This window comes from Clavibacter quasicaliforniensis (genome assembly GCF_051201715.1).
Lineage (GTDB): Bacteria > Actinomycetota > Actinomycetes > Actinomycetales > Microbacteriaceae > Clavibacter > Clavibacter seminis.
This window is the reverse complement of record NZ_CP139624.1, coordinates 2,448,799-2,470,755: the sequence shown is the minus strand read 5'-3', so window position 1 is coordinate 2,470,755 and position 21,957 is coordinate 2,448,799. Positions and strand designations below refer to the sequence as shown.

The 21,957-nt window shown below is 72.3% G+C and carries 22 protein-coding genes; 12 read left to right on the top strand and 10 right to left on the bottom strand.

The genetic code is table 11. The features are described from left to right. Positions 1-18 precede the first annotated feature (18 nt). On the top strand, positions 19-1,254 hold the full coding sequence (locus tag NL142_RS11730) for an AI-2E family transporter (protein WP_194684785.1): 1,236 nt from the start codon (positions 19-21) through the stop codon (positions 1,252-1,254). Continuing rightward, entirely contained in the window at positions 1,251-2,627 is a 1,377-nt protein-coding gene (gene ilvA, locus NL142_RS11725) for a threonine ammonia-lyase (protein WP_435079697.1), read from the top strand. Before NL142_RS11730 ends, ilvA begins: the two co-directional genes overlap by 4 nt. 66 nt (positions 2,628-2,693) lie before the next feature. On the opposite strand, the gene greA is transcribed toward ilvA, so the two are convergent. Both greA and NL142_RS11715 read right to left on the bottom strand, forming a co-directional pair. Beyond that, positions 2,694-3,182 carry a transcription elongation factor GreA gene (greA, locus tag NL142_RS11720; protein WP_012299701.1) on the bottom strand — a complete coding sequence of 163 codons (489 nt, stop codon included), beginning with the start codon at positions 3,180-3,182 and terminating at the stop codon, positions 2,694-2,696. A gap of 60 nt (positions 3,183-3,242) precedes the next feature. Next, positions 3,243-3,725, bottom strand: a complete 483-nt coding sequence (locus tag NL142_RS11715) for a DUF4307 domain-containing protein (RefSeq protein WP_194684783.1) — start codon at positions 3,723-3,725, stop codon at positions 3,243-3,245. A 66-nt stretch (positions 3,726-3,791) separates the two neighbouring features. On the opposite strand from NL142_RS11715, the gene mca reads away from it, so the two are divergent. The 6 genes from mca (at position 3,792) to NL142_RS11685 (ending at position 9,590) form a co-directional block, all read left to right on the top strand. Beyond that, positions 3,792-4,673: a mycothiol conjugate amidase Mca gene (gene mca / locus NL142_RS11710; RefSeq protein ID WP_181036622.1), complete on the top strand. Its 882-nt coding sequence runs from the start codon at positions 3,792-3,794 to the stop codon at positions 4,671-4,673. Next, positions 4,673-5,014 (top strand): hypothetical protein, encoded by a 342-nt coding sequence (locus NL142_RS11705; protein ID WP_435081596.1) that lies wholly within the window; start codon positions 4,673-4,675, stop codon positions 5,012-5,014. Before mca ends, NL142_RS11705 begins: the two co-directional genes overlap by 1 nt. A 467-nt stretch (positions 5,015-5,481) precedes the next feature. Further along, positions 5,482-6,471, top strand: a complete 990-nt coding sequence (locus NL142_RS11700) for a carbohydrate ABC transporter permease (protein ID WP_435079693.1) — start codon at positions 5,482-5,484, stop codon at positions 6,469-6,471. Continuing rightward, positions 6,468-7,382, top strand: a complete 915-nt coding sequence (locus NL142_RS11695; protein ID WP_435079691.1) for a carbohydrate ABC transporter permease — start codon at positions 6,468-6,470, stop codon at positions 7,380-7,382. The genes NL142_RS11700 and NL142_RS11695 overlap by 4 nt, the downstream gene beginning before the upstream one ends. A gap of 61 nt (positions 7,383-7,443) precedes the next feature. Beyond that, positions 7,444-8,823: an extracellular solute-binding protein gene (locus NL142_RS11690; RefSeq protein ID WP_194684778.1), complete on the top strand. Its 1,380-nt coding sequence runs from the start codon at positions 7,444-7,446 to the stop codon at positions 8,821-8,823. After that, the gene (locus NL142_RS11685) at positions 8,820-9,590 is read left to right on the top strand and encodes a glycerophosphodiester phosphodiesterase (RefSeq protein ID WP_435079689.1); all 771 of its coding nucleotides are present in this window, start codon (positions 8,820-8,822) and stop codon (positions 9,588-9,590) included. The genes NL142_RS11690 and NL142_RS11685 overlap by 4 nt, the downstream gene beginning before the upstream one ends. 31 nt (positions 9,591-9,621) lie before the next feature. On the opposite strand, the gene trhA is transcribed toward NL142_RS11685, so the two are convergent. Then, complete coding sequence (gene trhA / locus NL142_RS11680; RefSeq protein WP_194684776.1) at positions 9,622-10,377, bottom strand: PAQR family membrane homeostasis protein TrhA; 756 nt, start codon at positions 10,375-10,377, stop codon at positions 9,622-9,624. Between the two features lie 81 nt (positions 10,378-10,458). Here trhA and NL142_RS11675 point away from each other — a divergent pair, with 81 nt between their 5' ends. Both NL142_RS11675 and NL142_RS11670 read left to right on the top strand, forming a co-directional pair. After that, positions 10,459-11,244 (top strand): isoprenyl transferase, encoded by a 786-nt coding sequence (locus tag NL142_RS11675; RefSeq protein WP_160482800.1) that lies wholly within the window; start codon positions 10,459-10,461, stop codon positions 11,242-11,244. 236 nt (positions 11,245-11,480) lie between these two features. After that, positions 11,481-12,827 carry an RNA 5'-3' helicase PhoH2 gene (locus tag NL142_RS11670; protein ID WP_043561848.1) on the top strand — a complete coding sequence of 449 codons (1,347 nt, stop codon included), beginning with the start codon at positions 11,481-11,483 and terminating at the stop codon, positions 12,825-12,827. A 78-nt stretch (positions 12,828-12,905) separates the two neighbouring features. On the opposite strand, the gene NL142_RS11665 is transcribed toward NL142_RS11670, so the two are convergent. The 5 genes from NL142_RS11665 to xseA form a co-directional block, all read right to left on the bottom strand. Continuing rightward, entirely contained in the window at positions 12,906-14,330 is a 1,425-nt protein-coding gene (locus NL142_RS11665; RefSeq protein WP_435079686.1) for a class II fumarate hydratase, read from the bottom strand. A gap of 82 nt (positions 14,331-14,412) precedes the next feature. Continuing rightward, the gene (locus NL142_RS11660) at positions 14,413-15,075 is read right to left on the bottom strand and encodes a carbonic anhydrase (RefSeq protein ID WP_435079684.1); all 663 of its coding nucleotides are present in this window, start codon (positions 15,073-15,075) and stop codon (positions 14,413-14,415) included. After that, the gene (locus tag NL142_RS11655) at positions 15,072-15,779 is read right to left on the bottom strand and encodes a DUF4245 domain-containing protein (RefSeq protein WP_435079682.1); all 708 of its coding nucleotides are present in this window, start codon (positions 15,777-15,779) and stop codon (positions 15,072-15,074) included. The genes NL142_RS11660 and NL142_RS11655 overlap by 4 nt, the downstream gene beginning before the upstream one ends. Before the next feature lie 2 nt (positions 15,780-15,781). Further along, positions 15,782-16,024, bottom strand: a complete 243-nt coding sequence (locus tag NL142_RS11650) for an exodeoxyribonuclease VII small subunit (protein ID WP_012038920.1) — start codon at positions 16,022-16,024, stop codon at positions 15,782-15,784. A 10-nt stretch (positions 16,025-16,034) separates the two neighbouring features. Beyond that, a complete protein-coding gene (gene xseA, locus NL142_RS11645; RefSeq protein WP_435079679.1) occupies positions 16,035-17,351 on the bottom strand; it encodes an exodeoxyribonuclease VII large subunit in 1,317 nt (438 codons plus the stop codon). Positions 17,352-17,453: 102 nt separating this feature from the next. Here xseA and NL142_RS11640 point away from each other — a divergent pair, with 102 nt between their 5' ends. After that, positions 17,454-18,488: a 4-hydroxy-3-methylbut-2-enyl diphosphate reductase gene (locus tag NL142_RS11640; RefSeq protein WP_041465029.1), complete on the top strand. Its 1,035-nt coding sequence runs from the start codon at positions 17,454-17,456 to the stop codon at positions 18,486-18,488. Beyond that, positions 18,485-19,327 (top strand): DUF6264 family protein, encoded by an 843-nt coding sequence (locus tag NL142_RS11635; protein WP_435079677.1) that lies wholly within the window; start codon positions 18,485-18,487, stop codon positions 19,325-19,327. Before NL142_RS11640 ends, NL142_RS11635 begins: the two co-directional genes overlap by 4 nt. A gap of 76 nt (positions 19,328-19,403) precedes the next feature. Here NL142_RS11635 and fbaA read toward each other — a convergent pair whose 3' ends face one another. Further along, positions 19,404-20,429 carry a class II fructose-bisphosphate aldolase gene (gene fbaA, locus NL142_RS11630; RefSeq protein ID WP_435079675.1) on the bottom strand — a complete coding sequence of 342 codons (1,026 nt, stop codon included), beginning with the start codon at positions 20,427-20,429 and terminating at the stop codon, positions 19,404-19,406. A 105-nt stretch (positions 20,430-20,534) separates the two neighbouring features. Further along, positions 20,535-21,914, bottom strand: coding sequence for a DNA recombination protein RmuC (locus tag NL142_RS11625; protein WP_435079673.1), 1,380 nt, complete (start codon positions 21,912-21,914; stop codon positions 20,535-20,537). Positions 21,915-21,957: the final 43 nt, after the last annotated feature.

Here is a 21,957-nt window from a genome sequence, read left to right as displayed (position 1 = left end):
CCGTCCTAGACTCCCAGCATGATCTTCGGCCAGCGATCCCGTGCGCGCGCCGCGGCAGCCGCCCGCGCGGCCGAGCGGCCCGCCGAGCCCGACATCGACTCCGTCCAGCCCGTCGCGCGCACCGTCGCCGAGACCGTGCCGCCCGGGATGGTCATCGCGGGCGCGTGGGCCTGGCGGCTGCTCCTCATCCTCGGCGTGCTCGGGGTCGTGGCGTGGCTCGTGATCCAGCTGGAGTACGTCGTCATCCCGCTGTTCCTCGCCATCGTGCTCGCGGCCCTGCTCGTCCCCATCTCGAACTGGATGCAGCGCCACCACGTGCCCAAGTGGCTGGCCGTCGCGATCTCCGAGATCGGCGTGATCGTCGCGGTCGCCGCCCTGGTCTACCTCGTGACCACGCAGATCATCGGCCAGTACGACTCCCTCCGCGCGCAGACGCTCACCCGCTACGCAGACCTCCGCGGCTTCCTCACCGACGGGCCGCTCCAGCTCTCCGAGCAGCAGCTCAACGACGCGTACGCGCAGGCGGTCGACGCCGTGCAGCGGGATGCGGGCGCGCTCCTCAGCGGCGCGCTGTCCGTCACCTCGTCGCTCGGCCACGTGCTCACGGGCGTGCTGCTCGTGCTGTTCTCGACCCTCTTCATCCTCATCGACGGCGCGGGCATGTGGCGCTGGGTCGTGCGGCTGTTCCCGCGGCTCGCGCGTCCCGCGGTCGACGGCGCGGGCCGGGCCGGCTGGAGCACGCTGCAGAACTTCGTGAAGGTGCAGGTGCTCGTCGCCCTCATCGACGCGGTCGGCATCGCCGGGGGCGCCGCGATCATCGGGGTGCCGCTCGCGATCCCCATCGGCGTGCTCGTCTTCCTCGGCTCGTTCATCCCGATCGTCGGCGCGGTCGTCACGGGCGCGCTCGCCGTGTTCGTGGCGCTCGTCTACAACGGGCTGACGCAGGCGCTCATCATGGTCGGCATCGTGCTCCTCGTGCAGCAGGTCGAGGGCCACGTCCTCCAGCCGCTCATCATGGGCTCGGTCGTCAAGGTGCACCCGCTCGCGGTCGTGCTCTCGGTGGCGGCCGGCGGCATGGTCGCCGGCATCGCGGGCACCTTCTTCGCCGTGCCTCTCGTCGCGACCGTCAACTCCATGGTCAAGCACGTCGCCAGCGGGGCGTGGCGGGGGCAGCCCGAGCCGCCGCCTCCCGCGGTCCCCGCCGACGCCGCGCACGCCACCCGCCGCCCGAACCCGAGGAAGCCCACCCGATGACCGACGCCGCACCCGCCCGGACCCCCGCCGAAGAGGCTGCCGCCGCGCCGCACGCCGACCTGCCGCACCTGCGCGCCGTCGGCGACGAGCTCGACCCGTCGCAGCTGGGGGAGGAGGCCGCGGCGCTCGCCGGGGAGCTGCCGCGCGGATCCGCGCCGACGCTCGCGCGCATCGAGGCCGCCCGCGAGGTCGTCAGCCGCGTCGCCGAGGTGACGCCGATGGAGTCGTCGCGGTTCCTCGCGGAGATCCTCGGCAGCCCCGTGCACCTCAAGTGCGAGAACCTGCAGCGCACCGGGTCGTACAAGATCCGCGGCGCGTACAACCGCATCTCGCGCCTCACCGACGAGGAGAAGGCGCGCGGCGTCGTGGCCGCGTCGGCCGGCAACCACGCGCAGGGCGTCGCGTTCGCCGCTCGCGAGCTCGGGATCCGCGCCACGATCTTCATGCCGGTCGGTGTCGCGCTCCCCAAGCTCCAGGCCACGCGCCAGTACGGGGCCGAGGTCATCCTGCGCGGGCACACGGTCGCGGAGCCGCTCCTCGCCGCCGCCGAGTTCGCCGCGCAGACGGGCGCGGTGCTCATCCCGCCGTTCGACCACGAGGACGTCATCACCGGCCAGGCCACGCTCGGCCTCGAGATCCTCGACCAGACGCCCGACGTGGAGACGGTCGTCGTGCCGATCGGTGGCGGTGGCCTGATCTCCGGCGTCGCGACCGCGCTCAAGCTGCGCGCCGCCCAGGAGGGCCGCACGATCCGCGTCGTCGGCGTGCAGGCGCGCAACGCCGCCGCCTACCCGCCGTCCCTCGCCGCGGGCCGCGCGACCGAGATCGAGATCACGCCGACCATCGCCGACGGCATAGCGGTCGCGAAGCCGGGCCTGCTCAACTTCGACATCATCCGCGAGAGCGTCGACGAGGTCGTCACGGTCGAGGACGACGACACCGCGCGCGCCCTGCTGCTGCTGCTCGAGCGCGCCAAGCTCGTGGTCGAGCCCGCGGGCGCCGTGGGCGTCGCGGCGATCCTGGCGGGACTCGTGACGGATGCCGGCCGCACCGTCGTGATCCTCTCGGGCGGCAACATCGACCCGCTCATGATGGAGCGCGTGATCAGCCGCGGCCTCGCCGCGAGCGACCGCTACGTGAAGCTGCGGATCATGCTGCCCGACCGGCCGGGCCAGCTCGCGCGCACCTCGCAGATCATCTCCGAGGCGAACGCGAACGTCGTCGAGGTGCTGCACACGCGCCACGGCCGCGGCCTGCAGATCAGCGAGGTCGAGCTCGAGGTGAGCGTCGAGACGCGCGGACCCGAGCACACGGGCGAGGTCGTCCAGCGCCTGCGCGACGCGGGCTACGACCCGCGCCTCCAGCGCGACTGAGCGGCCTGCACGCGACGAGGGGCGCGGACCATGCGGTCCGCGCCCCTCGTCGTCGTTGCGCTCGCCCTACGGCGTGTAGTTCTCCACGGCCTGGATCTCGACGGGGATCTCGCGGCCGTTCGGCGCGGTGTACGCGCCCTTCTGCCCGACCTCCCAGCCGATGATGGCGGCCCCGAGCGGCGACTGCTCGCTGTAGACGTCGAGGTCGCTGTCGCCCGCGATCTCGCGGTTGCCGAGCAGGAACTTCGTCTCGTCGCCGGCGATGAGCGCGGTGACGACCGTGCCGGGCTCCACGACGCCGTGGCTCTCGGGGGCGTCGCCGACCTCGGCCGTCCGCAGCAGCTGCGTGAGCTGGCGGATGCGCGCCTCGATCTTGCCCTGCTCCTCCTTGGCGGCGTGGTAGCCGCCGTTCTCCTTGAGGTCGCCCTCCTCGCGGGCGATCTCGATCTTCTTCGCGATCTCCTCGCGGCCCTGCACGCTGAGGGTGTCGAGCTCCCTGCTGAGGCGGTCGAACGCCTCCTGGGTCAGCCAGGTGACTGCCTGCTCCTGCGCCACGATGGACTCCTTGCACTCGCACGGACGCCCCGACGGAACCGTCGAGGCGAATCCCCCACTCTAGGCGGGCCAGCAGCTGTGGATCAACCCGGTCACCGCGGGACCGGTGGTGCGGAGGCGCACCGTCTCCATGCGCTCGAAGCCGTCCTGGGCCGGCAGCTCGACGACCTTCCATCCGACGATGGAGCGCTGCTCGTCCTGCGCCTGCACCGCGCAGAAGGCCCGGGTGCCAGCGGGCATCACGACGGAGAAGGTGACGTCGATGGTGCGGGCGTCGACGATGTCGAACGCGCGGTCGGTCGCGTCGACGTTCCCCGACGCCTGGTCGAGCCCCGCCCACAGCACCCACGCGCCGAACACCAGCGCGACGAGGCCGCCTGCGGTGCCGTAGAGCCAGCGCTGGCGGATCCGGGCGGGCCGCGTGCGCCCGTACCGCTCGTCGAGCGCGGCGCTCGATCGGGGCGCGGGGACGCGGTGCTCGACGGTCTCGTCGTCGTGCGCGTGCGGCGCCGCGGGGGCGGGGGAGCGGGACTCGGTCGTCACGGCGATCTCCTCACACGCACCTTGTACTCTGGGGATCCAGACTACCTTCCCCACCCTTGGAGCCCCGTGACCCTGCGCCTCATGGCCGTGCACGCCCACCCCGACGACGAGTCCAGCAAGGGCGCGGCGACGTACGCCCACTACACGCGCCAGGGCGCCGAGGTCATGGTCGTCAGCTGCACGGGCGGCGAGGCCGGCGACATCCTCAACGAGGGCCTCGCCGAGCGCGCGATGGCCGAGCGCGACCTGCCGGGTCTCCGCCGCATCGAGATGGCGCGCGCGCAGGCCGTCATGGGCGTGCAGCACCGCTGGCTCGGCTACGTCGACTCGGGCATGGCGCGCGAGGACGGCTCCCTGCCGCCGGCGTCGTTCGCGAGCATCCCGGTGGAGGTCTCGGCCGAGCCGCTCATCCGCCTGGTGCGCGAGTTCCGCCCGCACGTGCTCGTGGCGTACGACGAGAACGGCGGCTACCCGCACCCCGACCACATCCAGGCGCACGTGGTCGCGATGGAGGCGTGGCGCGAGTCCGGCGTCGCGGGCTCGTACCCCGACGCGGGCGAGCCGTGGGAGATCTCCAAGCTCTACTTCGACCGGATCTTCAACGGCGCCAAGCTCCGCGCCGTGCGCGAGCACCTGGTCGCCGGCGACGCCGCTCCGGAGATGCTCGAGGCCGTCGACGAGATGCTCGGCTGGATGGGCGACCGTCCCGACCTCGCGACCACGCACGTGCACGTCGCCGACCACTTCGAGGCCCGCGACCGCGCCCTGCTCTCGCACGCGAGCCAGGTGGCGCCCGACAGCTCGTTCTTCCGCTGGCCGCGCGACCTGCAGCAGCGGGCCTGGCCGTTCGAGGACTTCCAGCTCGTGGAGTCGCGCGTCGCCGCGCCCGACGAGGAGCACGACCTCTTCGCCGGCATCGTCGACGACGAGCAGGCGGCCGTCGCGTGATGGGCGCCGACATCGTCCTGCGCGTCGCCGCGGCGGTCACCACCCCGAGCCCCACGCCCAGCGCGGAGTTCGACCCGGACACCGTCTCGCCCGGCCCGGTCGGCTTCATCGCGATCTTCTTCGTGGCCGTCATGGTGCTGCTGCTCATGGTCGACATGACCCGCCGGATCCGCCGCACCCGCTACCGCGAGGAGATCCGCGGCCGGCTGGAGGCGGAGAAGCTCGAGGCGGACCTCGCCCGCGACGCCGCGCCCGAGCGCGACCGCCGGACGACGGGCACCGCGGCGGGCGACGCCGGCACCGTGGATCCGGACGATCCCGCGGTCCCGCCCCGCGCCTGACAGGCGCCCCGCCCCGCGCCTGAGCGAGCGCCCCACCCCGCGGCTGAACGGCGCCCCCGCCCGGGGGCGCGTCCGTCCGATCCCTGTGGACCCGCGCGTCCCGCCGCTCCTTCCGCTCCTTAGTCTCGGGCTCCACCCGAGATCGGAGCTCCACCGCCGTGCCCTCCACCACGCCCTCGACCCGCAGGCCGCGTCGGACCGACGCCCGCGCCCGCGGTGAGCGCCTCGCCGTCGTCCGCGCGGGCCGACATGGCCAGCTCGGGCCTCGAGCGGATGGTGCACGCGCGATCCGCGCCGACCTCGACCGGCTGACCCGTCCCCGTCGCCCGTCCCCCATGAGGGGGACGCCGGCCGTCGCCCGTCCCCCCGCTCGTCACGAGCTGGTCGTCCGCGATTAACCATCCCTGCCTACGTTTGCGAGGCGCGGAGGGAACGTTCCCTCTCGTGAGCCGCATGAGGAGCCCGACATGACGCATGCCCCCGCGCCCGCCCGGGTCGCACCGCCGCCCGGAGCGGCATCGGCCCCGACCCCACCGGCGGCCGCGCGTGCGTCCGCCGCGCTGCGACCGCGCCGTCGTCGCCCGGGCCGACTGCGCGACGGCCTGCTGTTCCTCGCCTTCGTCGGTCCGAACGTGCTGCTGCTCGCGGTCTTCACCTACAAGCCCCTGCTCGAGTCCTTCTACTACTCGACGCTGCAGTGGAACATCGGATCCTCGGTGGCCCGCGAGGTCGGCCTCGCCAACTACGTCGCGTGGTTCCAGGACCCGCAGACGCCCACCGTCATCCGGGTCACGCTGATCTTCACCGGAGTGACGGTGGTCGGCTCGATGGCGCTGGGGCTCTGCGTCGCGGTGCTGCTCAACAGGCGGATCCGGTTGCGCGGGCCCGTGCGCACCATCATCGTCGCGCCGTACGTGCTCTCCGGCGTGGCAGTCGGCTTCCTCTGGCTCTACGTCTTCGACCCGAACTTCGGCCTGATCTCGGCGGGCCTCCAGTTCGTCGGGCTCCCGTCGCCCGACTGGTACAGCGACCCGGGCGCCGCCCTCGCCATGGTCACCACCGTGCAGGTATGGCGCGACCTCGGCTACTGCGCGCTCATCTACCTCGCGGGCCTCCAGGCGGTGCCGAAGGACCTGCTCGACGCGGCCGCCCTCGACGGCGCCGGACGCGTGCGGACGTTCCTCCGCGTGGTGCTGCCGCTGCTCAGCCCGACCACGTTCTTCCTCAGCGTGACCACGCTGCTGAGCTCGCTGCAGACCTTCGACCTCATCAGCGCCATGACCAAGGGCGGGCCGCTGCAGGGGACCACCACGATGATGTACCAGATCTACCACGAGGGCTTCGTGGCCGGACGGGCGGGCTACTCGTCCGCCGTCGCCACGATCCTCTTCCTCGTGCTGCTCGTCGTCACGCTCGTCCAGCTCGTGATCGTCCAGCGGAAGGTGCACTACTCGTGACCACGACCCTCGCCCGTCCCGAGCCCGCGGGGGCGACCGCAGGGTCGCGTCGTCCGCGCTCCGGCGGCCGCCGCCCGGACGCGTCCGGATCCTCCCGCCCGCCCCTCGCCGGCACCTACCTCGCGCTCGCCCTCGCGGTGGTCGTCATGCTCCTGCCGCTCGTCTGGATGGTGCTCACGAGCTTCAAGGACTTCGGCGAGATCTACTCGCTGCCGCTGAAGCTCCTGCCGTCGTCCTTCGCCCCGACGAACTACGCCACCGCGTCCGACACCGTCTCGTTCTCCACGCTCGCGACCAACAGCCTCATCAAGACGATCGCGGGCTCGGGCCTCAAGGTGCTGCTCGGCCTGATGACCGCCTATGCGCTGGTCTTCATCCGCGTGCCGTTCAAGAACGTGTGGTTCGGCGTCGTGATCCTCGCGCTCCTCGTGCCCCAGCAGATCGTGATGATCCCGAACTACCAGGTCATCGCCGGCCTCGGCTGGATCAACACCTACCCGGGCCTCATCCTCCCCGGGGTCGCGAGCGCGTACGGCACGTTCCTGTTCCGCCAGCACTTCCTCACGCTGCCGGGCTCCGTGCTCGAGGCCGCCTCCATGGACGGGGCCGGGCACCTCCGCCGCCTGTGGTCGTTCGTGATCCCCATGTCGGGCCCCACGATCGCCGCGGTCGCGCTGGTCTCCATCGTCGGCGAGTGGAACGACTACCTCTGGCCGCTCCTCGTCACCACCGACCCGCGCATGATGACGCTGCCCGTCGGCCTGACCCTGCTCCAGGACACCACGGGCATCACCAACTGGGGCGTGCTCATGGCGGGCACCGTCATCGTGACGATCCCTGTGCTCGCCGTATTCCTCGTCTTCCAGCGGCGCATCGTCGGCGGCCTCACCGCCGGCGCAGTGACCGGCTGACGCCCCTTCCTCCCCGCCCCATCCCCTCCCGCACGACCCGCATCCCGAACCCAGGAGAACCATGCCCATCGATCCCCGCTCGGCCCTCGGCGGCTTCGCCGCCCGCCCGTTCGACCGCCGCAGCGTGCTGAAGCTCGGCGCCGTCCTCGGCGGCACCGCGATGCTCGCCGCCTGCTCCGGCCCGTCGGTCGGCGGCGACACGGCGGCCACCGCGGCCCCCGACACCGACTGGGACGGGATCCAGCCCGCCACCGACATCACGTGGTGGACCACGCACCCCGGCCAGACCTCCGACCTCGAGGCCCAGTTCGCGGCGGACTTCCTCGCCAAGACCGGCATCACCGTGAACGTGGTGACCGGTGGCGCGAGCTACGACGAGATCGCGCAGAAGCTGCAGGCGGCCGCGGGCACCGACAGCATGCCCGACATGGTGAACGCCAGCGACACCTGGTGGTTCCGCTACATGGTGAACAAGCAGTCCATCGCGATGGACGGCCTCATGTCGCACCTCGGCTTCGAGGTCGACGACTTCAACAAGGTGTTCCTCGACGACTACCTCTACAACGGAGCGCGCTACGCGGTGCCGTACGCCCGCTCGACGCCGATCTTCTACTACGACAAGTCGATCTGGCAGAAGGCCGGCCTCCCGGACCGCGCGCCCGACACCTGGGCCGAGCTCGAGGAGTGGGCGCCCGCGATCATGAAGGCCACCGGCGGCAACCCCGCGGTGCGCCTGCCGCAGGGATCCATCGGCACCTGGGCGATGAGCAACGTCCTCTGGGGCCGTGGCGGCCAGTACTCCGACGGCTGGGACCTGAAGCTCGACCAGCCCGAGACGCTCGAGGCGGCCGGATACGCGCGTGGCCTCGTCTTCGACTCCAAGATCGCGAACGTCGCGGCGGCCAGCGGCGACACCGCGGTCGACTTCGCGGGCGGGCTCGCGCCCTGCACCATCGCCTCGGCGGGCGCGGTCGGCATCGTCACCGCGAGCGCGAAGTTCCCCATCGGCACGGGCGTGCTGCCGGGCGGCCCCCAGGGCCAGTTCGTCCCCACGGGCGGCACGGGCCTCGCGGTCATCGGCAGCAAGACCAAGGAGCAGCAGCTCGCCGCCGCCATGTTCATCAAGCACCTGACCGAAGTCGACCAGCAGGTCGCCCTGGCGAAGAAGACCGGCTATGCGCCCTCCCGCACCTCGGCGGGCGAGTCGACCGACCTCACGGGCTTCTGGGCGTCGAACCCGGCCTTCCGCACCGTGTACGACAGCCTCGACCACGTGCGCTCGCAGGACTGGGCGCGCACGCTGATCCCGAACGGCGACACCTACCTGCAGCAGCCCTGGTCGCAGATCCTCACGCAGGACGCCGACCCGGCCGCCGTGTTCCCGGCCGCCGCGACGCAGCTCACGTCCGCCTACACGGAGAACGTCGAGCCGTACCTGTGACCGGCGCTCCGCGCACCTTCCTGCTGGCGGGCCACCGCGGCAGCATGGCGGACTGCCCGGAGAACACGATGCTGTCGTTCACGACGGCGGAGCGGGCCGGGGCGGACGAGATCGAGCTCGACGTGCGCCTCACGCGCGACGGGCAGGTGGTCGTCCTGCACGACCGCACGCTCGAACGCACGGCGGCGGCACCCTGCCCGCACCTCGACACGCCCGTCGAGGAGCTGACGCTGGCCGAGGTCCGCTCGGTGGACCTCGGCTCGGGCCAGCGCGTGCCGACCCTCGACGAGGTGCTCGACCGCACGCGTGGCCTCGTGCAGGTGGAGGTGAAGGCGCCGGCAGCGGCGGGACCCCTGGTCGCGCTCCTGCGCGCCCGCGGCGACGCCGACCGGGCACGCTGCACGGTCATCAGCTTCCACCCGCAGGCGCTCGTGGACGTGATGGCCGGGCTGCCCGACCTCCCGCGCGGCACGGGCCTGCTCGTCGCCGACATCGACGGCGAGTGGCGCGATGCGGTCGCGCCCACGCGGGCGCGCACCATCATGCTGCCGTGGCGCGGTCTCACGCGATCGCTCGTGGACGGGCTGCACGACGCGGGGCTCCGCGTGCACGCGTCCCTCCTCGAGGGACCGGGCGAGGTGCGCCGCATCGTGGACCTCGACGTGGACGCGACCACGGCGAACCACCCCCGGTACGCACGCGAGCTGCTCGCGGCGCACCCGGGGTTCGTCGCGCGGTTCCCCGGCTTCGGGCGCTCGGGCGCCTGACCGCGGGTCCGCGGACGGGGCCGAGCTCCGGTCAGACGACCGGCGGGTGCGTCGCCACCAGCAGGATCCCCGTCCAGTGGCAGAGGAACGCCACGAGGGTGAACGCGTGGAAGATCTCGTGGAAGCCGAAGCGGCCGGGCCAGGGATTCGGCCGCTTCAGCGCGTACGCGACCGCGCCGACCGTGTAGGCGAGGCCGCCCGCGAGGATGAGCGTCATCATTGCCGCGTCGGCGCGGAAGAAGTCGACGATGAACACGAGCGAGGCGTAGCCGAGCACGAGGTAGAGCAGCACGTAGAGCCAGCGCGGGGCGTGGATCCAGAGCACGCGGAACAGCACGCCGATCGCCGCGCCCGACCACACGAGCCAGAGCAGCAGCACCGACTTGTCGTGCGGCAGCGCGAGGACCGTGATGGGCGTGTACGAGCCCGCGATGAGCAGGAAGATGTTGGCGTGGTCCATCCGCTTGAGGAGGATCCTCGCCCGCGGCGACCAGTCGAACCGGTGGTACACGGCCGAGACGCCGAACAGCAGCAGGGACGACGCCACGAACACGGCGCAGGCGATCTTCGCCGCGGCCCCGTCGGCGGCCGCGATGAGCACGATCCCGAGCACGAGGGCCACCGGGGTCATGCCCGCGTGCAGCCAGCCGCGCCACGTGGGCTTGGGCTCGGGGCCAGCGTCCTGCGCATCCTCGACGAGCGGGAGGTGGGCGACGGGCGCCTGCTCGTCCGGCGACGCATCCTCCGGGCTGCCGAGCGGTCCGGGTGAGGAGGCGTCGCGCGTCATCCTGCGAGTGTAGGTCAGCAGTGCACGACGTCGGCCGGGAGGGCGATCCGGCTCCCGGGCGCGTGGGATAGCGTTGCCCCCGTGCGAGAGAAGCCGATCCGACCGTGGCGCGGTCTGCTCTACCGGGCGTACCAGAAGCGCATCCGCCGCGGCCTCGACCGGAACGCCCTCCCGCACCACATCGCGATGATCCTCGACGGCAATCGCCGCTGGGCCCGCCAGCTCGGGCTCGAGTCCGCGGCGCACGGGCACCGCGCGGGGGCGGCCAAGTTCCTCGAGTTCCTCGAGTGGTGCGACGACCTCGACATCAAGGTCACCACGCTGTACCTGCTCTCGACCGACAACCTCACGGGCCGCGGCAGCGCCGAGCTCACCGCGCTCATCGACATCATCGGCGAGCTCGCGGAGGACCTCTCCCGGCACCGCGACTGGCGCGTCAAGCACGTCGGATCCGACGAGGGCCTGCCGCCCGAGCTCATCGCCCGGCTCGACGCCTCCGAGGAGCGCTCGAAGGGCAACGCCGGGCTCCACATCAACCTGGCCGTCGGCTACGGCGGGCGCACCGAGATCGCCGACGCCATGCGCAGCATCGTGCAGCAGCACCACCTCGCGGGCGGCACGCTGGAGGACCTCGCGGCGCTCCTCACCCCCGACCTCATCGGCGAGCACCTCTACACGAGCGGGCAGCCGGATCCGGACCTCGTGATCCGCACCTCGGGCGAGCAGCGCATCAGCGACTTCATGCTGTGGCAGTCGGCGCACAGCGAGCTCTACTTCATGGAGGCGCTGGGTCCGGACCTCCGCGAGGTCGACTTCCTCCGGGCCTTGCGCGACTACTCCTCGCGCCAGCGCCGCTTCGGCTCCTGAGGCCCTCGATCCGGGCTGCGGACGCGCTCGGTCGGCCGCGCCGGGCAAGAGTTAATGTCCACGACACATCCGGACCCGCGTCGCTCTGGTCATGTCGACGGTGGGCGACGTAGGTTCGCACTCATCGGGCATGGCGCCCGATCGAGAGGGCCGCAGGATCTCTTCTCGCCACCGTGGCCCGATCGCCGTCAGGATCCGAGCGCGACCGCTCGGGGATGGAGTGGCCCGTGGCCCCGATGGACAGCCAGAGCAGCACCGCACGACGCGCGAGCAGGCAGGAGGGGACGCCGCAGGCCGAGCGCACGTACGTGCTCGACACCTCCGTCCTCCTGTCCGACCCGCGGGCTCTCTTCCGCTTCGCCGAGCACGCGGTGGTGATCCCGGTCATCGTGATCACCGAGCTCGAGTCGAAGCGGAACGACCCGGAGATCGGCTACTTCGCGCGGCAGGCCCTGCGCCTCCTCGACCAGCTCCGCGAGGAGCACGAGCGGCTCGACTTCCCCATCGAGGTGGGCGAGTCCGGCGGCACGCTGCGGGTGGAGCTCAACCACTCGAGCATGTCCGCGCTCCCGAACGGCCTGCAGCTCGGCGACAACGACTCCCGGATCCTCGCGGTCGCGCTCAACCTGTCGACCGAGGGCCTCGCGGTCACGGTCGTCTCGAAGGACATGCCGCTGCGCGTGAAGGCCGCCTCCATCGGGCTGCAGGCGGAGGAGTACCGCGCCGAGCTGGCCGTGGACAGCGGCTGGACCGGCATGGCCGACGTCACCCTCTCCAGCGAGCAGATGGCCGACCTCTACGACGGCGAGTCGCTGCAGACGCGCGTCGTGCAGGACCTGCCCGTGAACACGGGCGTCGTGCTGCACTCCGACCGCGGATCCGCCCTCGGGCGCGTCGTCCGCCGCGGCACCGTGAACCTGGTGCGCGGCGACCGCGAGGTGTTCGGACTCAAGGGCCGCTCGGCCGAGCAGCGGCTCGCGATCGACCTGCTCCTCGACCGCGAGGTGGGGATCGTGTCCCTCGGCGGCAGCGCCGGCACGGGCAAGTCGGCGCTCGCCCTCTGCGCGGCGCTCGAGGCGGTGCTGGAGAAGCAGCAGCACCGCAAGATCATGGTGTTCCGGCCGCTGTACGCGGTGGGGGGCCAGGAGCTCGGCTACCTGCCGGGCGACGCCGCCGAGAAGATGAACCCGTGGGCGCAGGCCGTGTTCGACACCCTCGGCTCGGTCGTCTCGCAGAACGTCATGGACGAGGTGGTGGAGCGCGGGATCCTCGAGGTTCTGCCGCTCACCCACATCCGCGGGCGCTCGCTGCACGACGCGTTCGTGATCGTCGACGAGGCGCAGTCGCTCGAGCGGAACGTGCTGCTCACGGTGCTCAGCCGCATCGGCCAGAACTCGCGCGTGGTGCTCACGCACGACGTGGCGCAGCGCGACAACCTCCGCGTCGGCCGGCACGACGGCGTCGCGAGCGTCATCGAGACGCTCAAGGGCCACGAGCTGTTCGGGCACATCACGCTCACCCGCTCGGAGCGCAGCGCGATCGCGGCGCTCGTCACGGGGCTGCTCGACGGCGACCCCGTGTGATCCACCTGCCCCGCGCATGACGACGGGCGCCGGTCCCCGAGGGGATCGGCGCCCGTCGACGTCCGTGGCGAGCGGCGGCTACAGGCCGGGCGCCGTCATCCGCAGCACGTCGAGGCCCGCATCGAGCTGCTCCTCGGTGATCTCGCCGCGCTCGACGTAGCCGAGGTCGACGACGGCCTCGCGCACGGTCATCTTCTGCGCGACCGAGTGCTTGGCGATCTTCGCCGCGGCCTCGTAGCCGATGATGCGGTTCAGCGGCGTGACGATCGACGGCGACGACTCCGCGAGCGCACGTGCGTGCTCCTCGTTGACGCGCAGGCCGTCGACGGTCTTGTCGGCGAGCAGGCGCGTGGAGGACGCGAGGATGCGGATCGACTCGAGCAGCGACGAGCCCATGACGGGGATCGCGACGTTGAGCTCGAAGAGGCCCGAGGCGCCCGCCCACGCGACGGTGGCGTCGTTGCCGATGACGCGCGCGCACACCATGAGCACCGCCTCGGGGATCACCGGGTTGACCTTGCCGGGCATGATCGAGGACCCGGGCTGGAGGTCGGGGATGTGCAGCTCGCCGAGGCCCGTGTTCGGGCCCGAGCCCATCCAGCGGATGTCGTTGCAGATCTTGGTGAGGCTCACCGCGAGCGTGCGCAGCGCGCCGGAGGCGTCGACGAGGCCGTCGCGCGCGCCCTGGGCCTCGAAGTGGTCGAGCGCCTCGGTGACGGGCAGGCCGGTGTCGTCCGCGAGCACCTTGATGACCTTCTGCGGGAAGCCGAGCGGCGTGTTGATGCCCGTGCCGGTGGCCGTGCCGCCGAGCGGGACCTCCGCGACGCGGGGGAGCGCCGTGCGCACGCGCTCGATGCCGAGGCGGATCTGGCGCGCGTAGCCGGCGAACTCCTGCCCGAACGTGACCGGGGTCGCGTCCATGAGGTGCGTGCGGCCCGCCTTGACGAGCCCCTTCCATGCCTCGGCCTTCGTCTCGAGGGCCTCCGCGAGGTGCTCGAGCGCGGGGATCAGCTCCGCGAGGAGCGCGCCCGTGACGGCGACGTGCACCGACGTCGGGAAGACGTCGTTCGACGACTGCGACGCGTTGACGTGGTCGTTCGGGTGCACGGGCTTCCCGAGCGACGCGGTCGCGAGGGCCGCGAGGACCTCGTTCATGTTCATGTTCGAGCTCGTGCCGGAGCCCGTCTGGTACACGTCGATCGGGAAGTGATCGTGGTGGGATCCGCCCGCCACCTCGTCCGCGGCGGACACGATGGCGGCCGACACGTCGGCGTCGATGATGCCCATCTCGCCGTTGACGATCGCGGCGGCGCGCTTGATGCGGGCGAGCGCCTGGATCTGCGCGGGCTCGAGGCCGCGGCCGGAGATGGGGAAGTTCTCGACGGCGCGCTGCGTCTGGGCGGCGTACAGCGCATCCCGGGGGACCCGCACCTCGCCCATCGTGTCGTGCTCGATGCGGAACTCGTCCGCGCTGCTCGGGGATCCTGGGGCGATGTCGGCCACGCTGCTTCTCTCCTTCGGGAACGGGTGATGCACCCGGGCCCGTGGGCCGCGGGGGTCTAGGGGGTCAGCGCGGACAGGCCCTCTAGCGAGGGATGTCGCCCACGATGACGTCGGGCACCGCGGTGCCCTCGAGGAGCTTGTAGTTGGCGCCGACGATGGCCAGGCTACCGGCCGCCACCCGGTCGGAGATCATCTCGGAGGCCTCCAGCATGCGGGTCACCGTGCCGCGCAGGTGCTGGCGGCCGACCTCGCCGGCGTCGACCTCGGAGGGGACGACGTGGTCGCCCGCGACCCGGCGGACGGCGGGCGCGATGGGCGCGATGAGGTTCGCGATGTGCGGCGGCAGCGCCTCTGCTCCGGGCGCCGCGCTCTCGATGGCGGCGCGCACGGCACCGCACTCGTCGTGCCCGAGCACCACGATGAGCGGCACGCCCAGCACGGCGACCGCGTACTCGAGGCTGCCGAGCACGGAGTCGGAGATGATCTGGCCCGCGTTGCGGATCACGAAGAGGTCGCCGAGGCCCTTGTCGAAGATGATCTCGGCCGCGAGGCGCGAGTCGCTGCAGCCGAAGAGCGCGGCGACCGGGCGCTGCACGTGGGCCAGCGCGGCGCGGCGCTCCACGTCCTGGCGCGGGTGCTCGGGGGTGCCGGCGACGAAGCGCGCGTTCCCCTCCACCATCTCCGCCCAGACGGCGGCGGGCGCCTGCACGGCGTCGTCCTGCGCGGTCTCGACCTGATCGGTCATCCCTCGATCCCCTCTTCCGGTGCGGTGATGCTGGTGGTGCCGTCGGCGGGCGACGGCGTCGTGCCCGCCGGGGCGGTGCGCGCGGCGGCGACCGCGTCGATCGCGGTGCGGAGCTCGTTCGCGTCGGCCGTGCCGTAGATCGCGTAGGTGCTGTCGCCGTCGACGGCGCTCGCGGCCAGGACGACGTTGCCCGGGTCGTCCGCCTGCGAGTTGTCGTACAGGGTCCACTCGAGGCCGCCGATCTCCTCGGAGCTCACCTCGGGCGCCGACTGCAGCGTCTCGTCGAGCCAGGTGGGGTTCGCGTCGATGCCCTGCGAGATCCCGATGTAGCGGTTGCTCGGCGTGATGAGGCCGATGTACCAGACGGCCACGCCGTCGCGGCCAGCGGGGCGGATCTCCGCGTCGTTGCTCTTCCACGCCGTCGGCAGGTCGGGCACGACGAGCGTCTGCGGGAAGCCGCCCTGCGCCTCGGCGGCCGCGGCGCCGTAGTCGACGTCGGGGAGGATCGTGGTGTTCGAGCGGGGGACCAGCGCGACGATCACGGCGACGGTCGCGACCGTGACGATCAGCGAGTAGAGCAGGTTGCGGAACGTCTGCTTGGCGCGGTGGCGGCGGGAGTCGGCGGCCTTGCGGGCGGCGGTCTCCTCGGGTGTCTCCGGTCGGCCGAGCTCGGCGACGACGTTCGGGGTGCGGTCCTTCGCCACGGTCAGCCGGCGTCGGACGCGGTGGTGCGGGCGGCGTCGAGCCGCGCCTTGGCGCCGAGCAGCCACTCCTCGCAGCGGGCCGCGAGGGCCTCGCCGCGCTCCCACAGGGCGATCGACTCCTCGAGCGTGGACGCGCCCTGCTCGAGGTCGTTGACGACGCGCACCAGCGCGTCGCGCGCCTCCTCGTAGCTGAGCTCGGAGACGTCGGGCAGGCGTGCGCCGGTGTCGGCGGGGCTGGTGGGCATGGGGGTGATCCTAGCTTTCGGCGCCGGACGCCGGCCGGGCGTCCGGGGCGGGGGATGCGGGCAGCCGCGCGGCCGACGACGGGATGTCGTCGGTGGAGCCGGTGGAGGTCGCGCCGAGCGCGCCGTCGGCGAGCCGCAGCACGAGGCCGGTGCCGTCGGGCGCGTCCTCGGGGGCGCGGAGGGCGGATCCGTCGGCCGTCTGCACGATGGCGTACCCGCGGTCGAGCACGTGCTGCGGCGAGAGCGTGCGCAGCTGCCGGGACAGCTCGCTCGTCTGCTGCATCCCGCGCTCGACGACGCGGCCGGCGAGCTCCGCGGATCGCGCGATGTAGCGGCCGAGCTCCTCGGCGCGCGAGTCGACGATCCACGCGGTGCTCGCGAGCACGGGCCGCGACCGCAGCTGCTCGATGCGGTCGATCTCGCCGCGCACCTGCGAGGTGAGGCGCATGCCGATCCGGGCGCGGGCCTGCTGCACGCGGGACAGCTCCTCGGAGACGTCCGGCACGACGCGCTTCGCGGCGTCGGTGGGGGTGGATGCGCGGAGGTCGGCCACGTCGTCGAGCAGCGGCCGGTCGGCCTCGTGCCCGATGGCGCTCACGAGCGGGGTGCGGCACGCGGCCGCCGTGCGCACCAGCTTCTCGTCGCTGAAGACGAGCAGGTTCTGGAAGTCGCCGCCGCCGCGCGCGATGACGATGACGTCGACCTCGGGATCCTCGTCGAGCACCCCGATGGCGCGCGTGACCTCGCCCGCGGCCCGGTCGCCCTGCACCGCGGTGTGCACGACGCGGAAGCGGACGCTCGGCCAGCGCAGCTGCGCGTTCCGGAGCACGTCCTTCTCGGCGTCCGAGTCCTTGCCCGTGATGAGGCCGATGCAGCCGGGGAGGAACGGCAGGCGATGCTTGCGGTCGGCGTCGAACAGGCCCTCGGCGCGGAGCGTCTGGCGCAGCCGCTCGAGCCGCTCGAGCAGGTCGCCGAGGCCGACGTGGCGCATCTCCAGCACCTGCATCGTGAGCGTGCCGCCCTTGACCCAGTAGTTCGGCTTCACGAGCGCGACGACGCGCGCACCCTGGCCGAGGTCGGCGGGGATCTTCGCGCGCACCGACGACCAGACGGTGAAGCTGATGGTGGCGTCGACGTCGAGGTCCTTGAGCTTCCCGTAGACGTTGCCGCCGGATCCGCCCCACTGGGTGATCTCGCCCTCGACCCACGCGGTGCCGAGCCGGTCGATCCAGCCCTTGATCTTGCCGGACAGCACCGAGACGGGCCACGGCGCGTCGACCGTCGGGGCATCCGCCGCGGGCATGGACACGCTGCGCGTCTCGCTCATGGCTCCCCCACTCGTCGCCCAGCACGGGCGCTTAGACTCGGGACTGTGACTACAGCGACCACTGACCAGCGACTCGTGGGAGCACCCGTCGTCAGCCTGTCGATGCCGCGGATGCCCGGCGTCCGCAACAGGCTCAAGGATAACCCGGTGGCAGGACCCAAGAAGGTCCTGCTCGCGGCCCCCCGCGGCTACTGCGCCGGCGTCGACCGCGCCGTCGTGGCCGTCGAGAAGGCCCTCGAGCGCTACGGCGCCCCCGTCTACGTCCGGAAGCAGATCGTCCACAACGTGCACGTCGTCTCGACGCTCGAGCGCATGGGCGCGATCTTCGTGGAGGAGGTCGACGAGGTCCCCGAGGGCGCCCACGTCGTCTTCAGCGCGCACGGCGTCTCGCCTGCCGTCGTGCAGGGCGCGGCCGACCGCGGCCTCCAGGCCATCGACGCGACCTGCCCGCTCGTCACCAAGGTCCACCGCGAGGCCGTGCGCTTCGCGAAGGCCGACATGCAGATCCTGCTCATCGGCCACGAGGGCCATGAGGAGGTCGAGGGCACCGCGGGCGAGGCGCCCGAGCAGACCATCGTCGTCAACTCCCCGGAGCACGCCGACGTGATCGAGGTCAAGGACCCCGACAACCTCGTCTGGCTGTCGCAGACCACGCTCTCGGTCGACGAGACGATGGAGACGGTCCGCCGCCTCCGCGCCCGTTTCCCGAACCTGCAGGACCCGCCGAGCGACGACATCTGCTACGCCACGCAGAACCGCCAGGTCGCCATCAAGAAGGTCGCCGTCGACGCCGACCTCGTGATCGTCATCGGATCCGCGAACAGCTCCAACTCCGTCCGCCTCGTCGAGGTCGCGCTCGAGTACGGCGCCAAGGCGTCGTACCGGGTCGACTACGCGTCCGAGGTCAAGCAGGAGTGGCTCGACGGCGTGAACACCGTCGGCGTCACGAGCGGCGCGTCCGTGCCCGAGGTCCTCGTGCAGGAGCTGCTCGACGACCTGGCCGACGCCGGCTACGGCGACGTCACCGCGGTCGTCACGGCCGAGGAGGACCTCGTCTTCTCGCTCCCCAAGGAGCTGCGCAAGGACCAGTCCGGCAACACGGACTCCCGCGCCATCGGCGGGCGCACCCGCGCGTGAGCGACGACGACGGCACGCGCCGTCCCGGTCGGCCCGCGCCGCGCTACGGCGAGTACGCGGCGTCGCCGACCTCGTCCTCTTCCTCGTCGTCGGAGGACTCCGGGCTGTCCGAGGCGGATGCGCGCATCGTCGCGGAGGCCGCCGAGTACCGCCGGGCGCAGGCCGAGCGCGATGCCCCCGCGTCCGCAGGCCGCGGCAAGAAGCCCGGCAGGTCGGCCGCGCCGCAGACCCTCGCCGAGCAGATGGCCGAGGAGCGCAAGGCCGCGCGCGAGCGCCAGCAGGCGGAGCGCCGCGACGCCGAGAAGGCAGCGGCGGATGCCCGCCGCGTCGCCGAGAAGTCCGCCGCGGCCGAGCGCCGAGGCGCGCGCCGTGCGCCGGGCACCGCATCCACGCCGGATCCCGCCGCGTCCACCCCGGGCACCCGCCCGGAGCGCCCCGCCTACCTCGCCGGCCAGGAGCCGCGCCGCGCACCGCGTCGCTTCGACGCGGCCATCACGGTCGGCCTGCTCGCCGCGGGCCTCGTGAACGTGGCCGGCAGCATCGGCGCGAACGCGGATCCGTCGCAGGCCATCAACCAGTCGTACGCGCTGTTCGGGGGCGGCACCTACGAGGTGACGCCGCAGACGTCCGTCATCGGCATCGCGGTCAACGTCGTGAACATCGTCGTCTTCGTGCTCGCCGCGTGGATCTCGCTCGAGCTCGTGAAGCGCAAGCGCATGGCGTTCTGGGTGCCGATCGTCGGGGCGGTGGTGGCCACCGTGATCACGAGCGTTCTCGTGCTGACGCTGATCGTCCAGGACCCGGCGTTCCAGCAGATCATGTCGAGCCGCGGGCCCTGATCCGCGGAATCTGACGAACGACGGCGGGGCCGGTCCATCAGGACCGGCCCCGCCGTCGTTCGTGGTGTGTGCGCCGCTAGCTCTGCGACTTCCCGTGCGAGCCGAGCTGGCGCGTGGCCTCGACGACGCGGGCGGCCATGGCCGACTCCGCCGTCTTGCCCCAGGCGCGGGGGTCGTACGTCTTCTTGTCGCCGACCTCGCCGTCGACCTTGAGGAAGCCGTCGTAGTTCCGGAGCACCGAGTCGGCGATGGAGCGGCTGAACGCGTACTGCGTGTCGGTGTCGATGTTCATCTTCACGACGCCGTTGCGCACGGCCTCGGAGATCTCGTCGTCGGAGGAGCCGGATCCGCCGTGGAATACGAGGTCGAACGGCTTCTCGCCCGTGCCGTACTTCGCGGCGATGCCGTCCTGGATCTCCTTGAGCAGCGACGGGCGCAGCTGCACGCCGCCGGGCTTGTACACGCCGTGCACGTTGCCGAAGGTGAGGGCGGCCATGTAGCGGCCCTTGTCGCCGAGGCCGAGGGCCTCGACCGTGGAGATCGCGTCCTCGAGGGTCGTGTAGAGGTGCGAGCCGGTGTCGTGGCTGACCCCGTCTTCTTCGCCGCCGACGACGCCGATCTCGACCTCGAGGATCGCGTTGATCGCCTTCATGCGGGGGAGCAGGTCCGTCGCGATGTCGAGGTTCTCGTTCAGCGGGATGGCCGAGCCGTCCCACATGTGCGACTGGAAGATGGGGTTGCGGCCCGCGCGGACCTCCTCCTCGCTGGCCTCGATCATGGGGATGACGAAGCCGTCGAGGGCGTCCTTCGGGCAGTGGTCGGTGTGCAGCGCGACGGTGATGGGGTAGTTCTTGGCGACCTCGGTGGCGAAGCGCGCGAAGGCGAGCGCGCCTGCCGCGCGGTTCTTCACGGTGTGGCCGGAGAAGTAGTCGGCGCCGCCCGTGGTGACCTGGATGATGCCGTCGGATCCGGCGTCGGTGAGCCCCTGGAGGACCGCGTTGATGGTCTGCGACGACGAGACGTTGACGGCCGGGTAGGCGAATCCGCCGGCCTTGGCGCGATCCAGCATCTCGGCGTACTGCTCGGGGGTTGCTACGGGCATGGTGCATCTCCTTCGGCGGATCCACGGCGACGCCGTGCGGCTGTCGCGGGATCCTGATCGGCCGGCGGATGGAGTCGTGCGGCCGGGCCCCGCGTGCTCGCCACTCTACCCAGCGGGGGTGCCAGCGGCCGGGGCGGGCGGGCGCGTGAACTCGTCCGCGGTGAGCTCGCGGGTGGTGGCCTCGAGCGGCTCGAGCGTGCCGATGACCTTGGACTCGTCGAGCCGGGTGAGGCGGCGGGCGGTGGGGAGCACCTGGCGCTCCAGGGATCCGACGACGCGGTTGTAGTCGCCCACCGCACCGGTGAGCGAGCGGCCGAGCTTGGCGATGTGCTCGCCGCTCGTGGCGAGGCGCGCGTGCAGCTCGCGGCTGAGGTCGAAGAGCTGCTTCGCGTCCTCCGTGAGCACCTCCTGCTGCCAGCTGAACGCGACGGTCTTGAGCACCGACCACAGTGTGACGGGGGAGGAGAGCGCGACCCGGCGGGAGAACGCGAACTCCATGATGCTGGGGTCCGCCTCCAGCGCTGACGACACGAGCGACTCGCTCGGGATGAACGCGATGACCATCTCGGGGCTCGCGTCGAGCCCCTCCCAGTACGCGCGGCTGCCGAGCGCCGTGATGTGGTCGCGCACGGCCTGCACGTGCTGCTTCATGAGGCCGTCGCGCCGCGCGCCCTCGGGTCCGTTCGCGGAGGCGGGGATGGCGCTCGCCTCCAGGTACGCGGTGAAGGGGGCCTTCGCATCCACCGCGATGTGCTTGCCGCCGGGCAGGTGCACGACCATGTCGGGCCGGCCGACGCCCTGCGCGGTGGAGACGGAGGTCTGCACGTCGAAGTCGACCCGGTGGATGAGCCCCGCCGCCTCGACGACGCTCCGCAGCTGGGTCTCGCCCCACACGCCGCGAGTGCTGTTGGAGCGGAGCGCCGACGCGAGCGTCTCGGCCGTGGCGCGCAGCCGCTCCTCGGCCTCGGTGGCGCTCCGCAGCTGCTCGCTGAGCTCGCCGTGCTGCTGCCGGCGCTGCTCCTCCAGCTCGTGCACCTTCGCCTGCACCTGCTTGAGGCTCTCGGCGACCGGGCTGAGCGCGGTGAGCACCCGGCCGTCCTCCTCGGTGCGGGCGACCTCGGCGCGCTGGATCTCGCGCAGCCGGGTCTGCAGCTCCGCGATGCGGTCCTCCTGCTGGCCGATCTGCTCGCGCAGGTGGGACTCCTGCGCGTCGAGCCGCTCGCGGTGCAGCGCGTCCTGGGTCTGGGCGCGCTCGGCGTACTGCGCGGTGGTCTGGGCGACCTGCTCCTCGGCGAGCCGCTCCGTGCGATCCAGCTGCTCGCGCAGCGCCGTGACCGTGGCCTCCGCCGCGGCGAGGCGTGCGGCCTCGCCCGCGCGACCCGGCGCATCCACCCCGGAGCGGGCGCGCGACACCGCGAGCCCGACCACCGCGCCCACGGCCAGGCCGATGACGAGGCCGACGAGGAGGGCGATGACGGGATCCATGCGTGCAGTGTGCCAGCGGCCCCCGACACGGCCGGGACGCGGG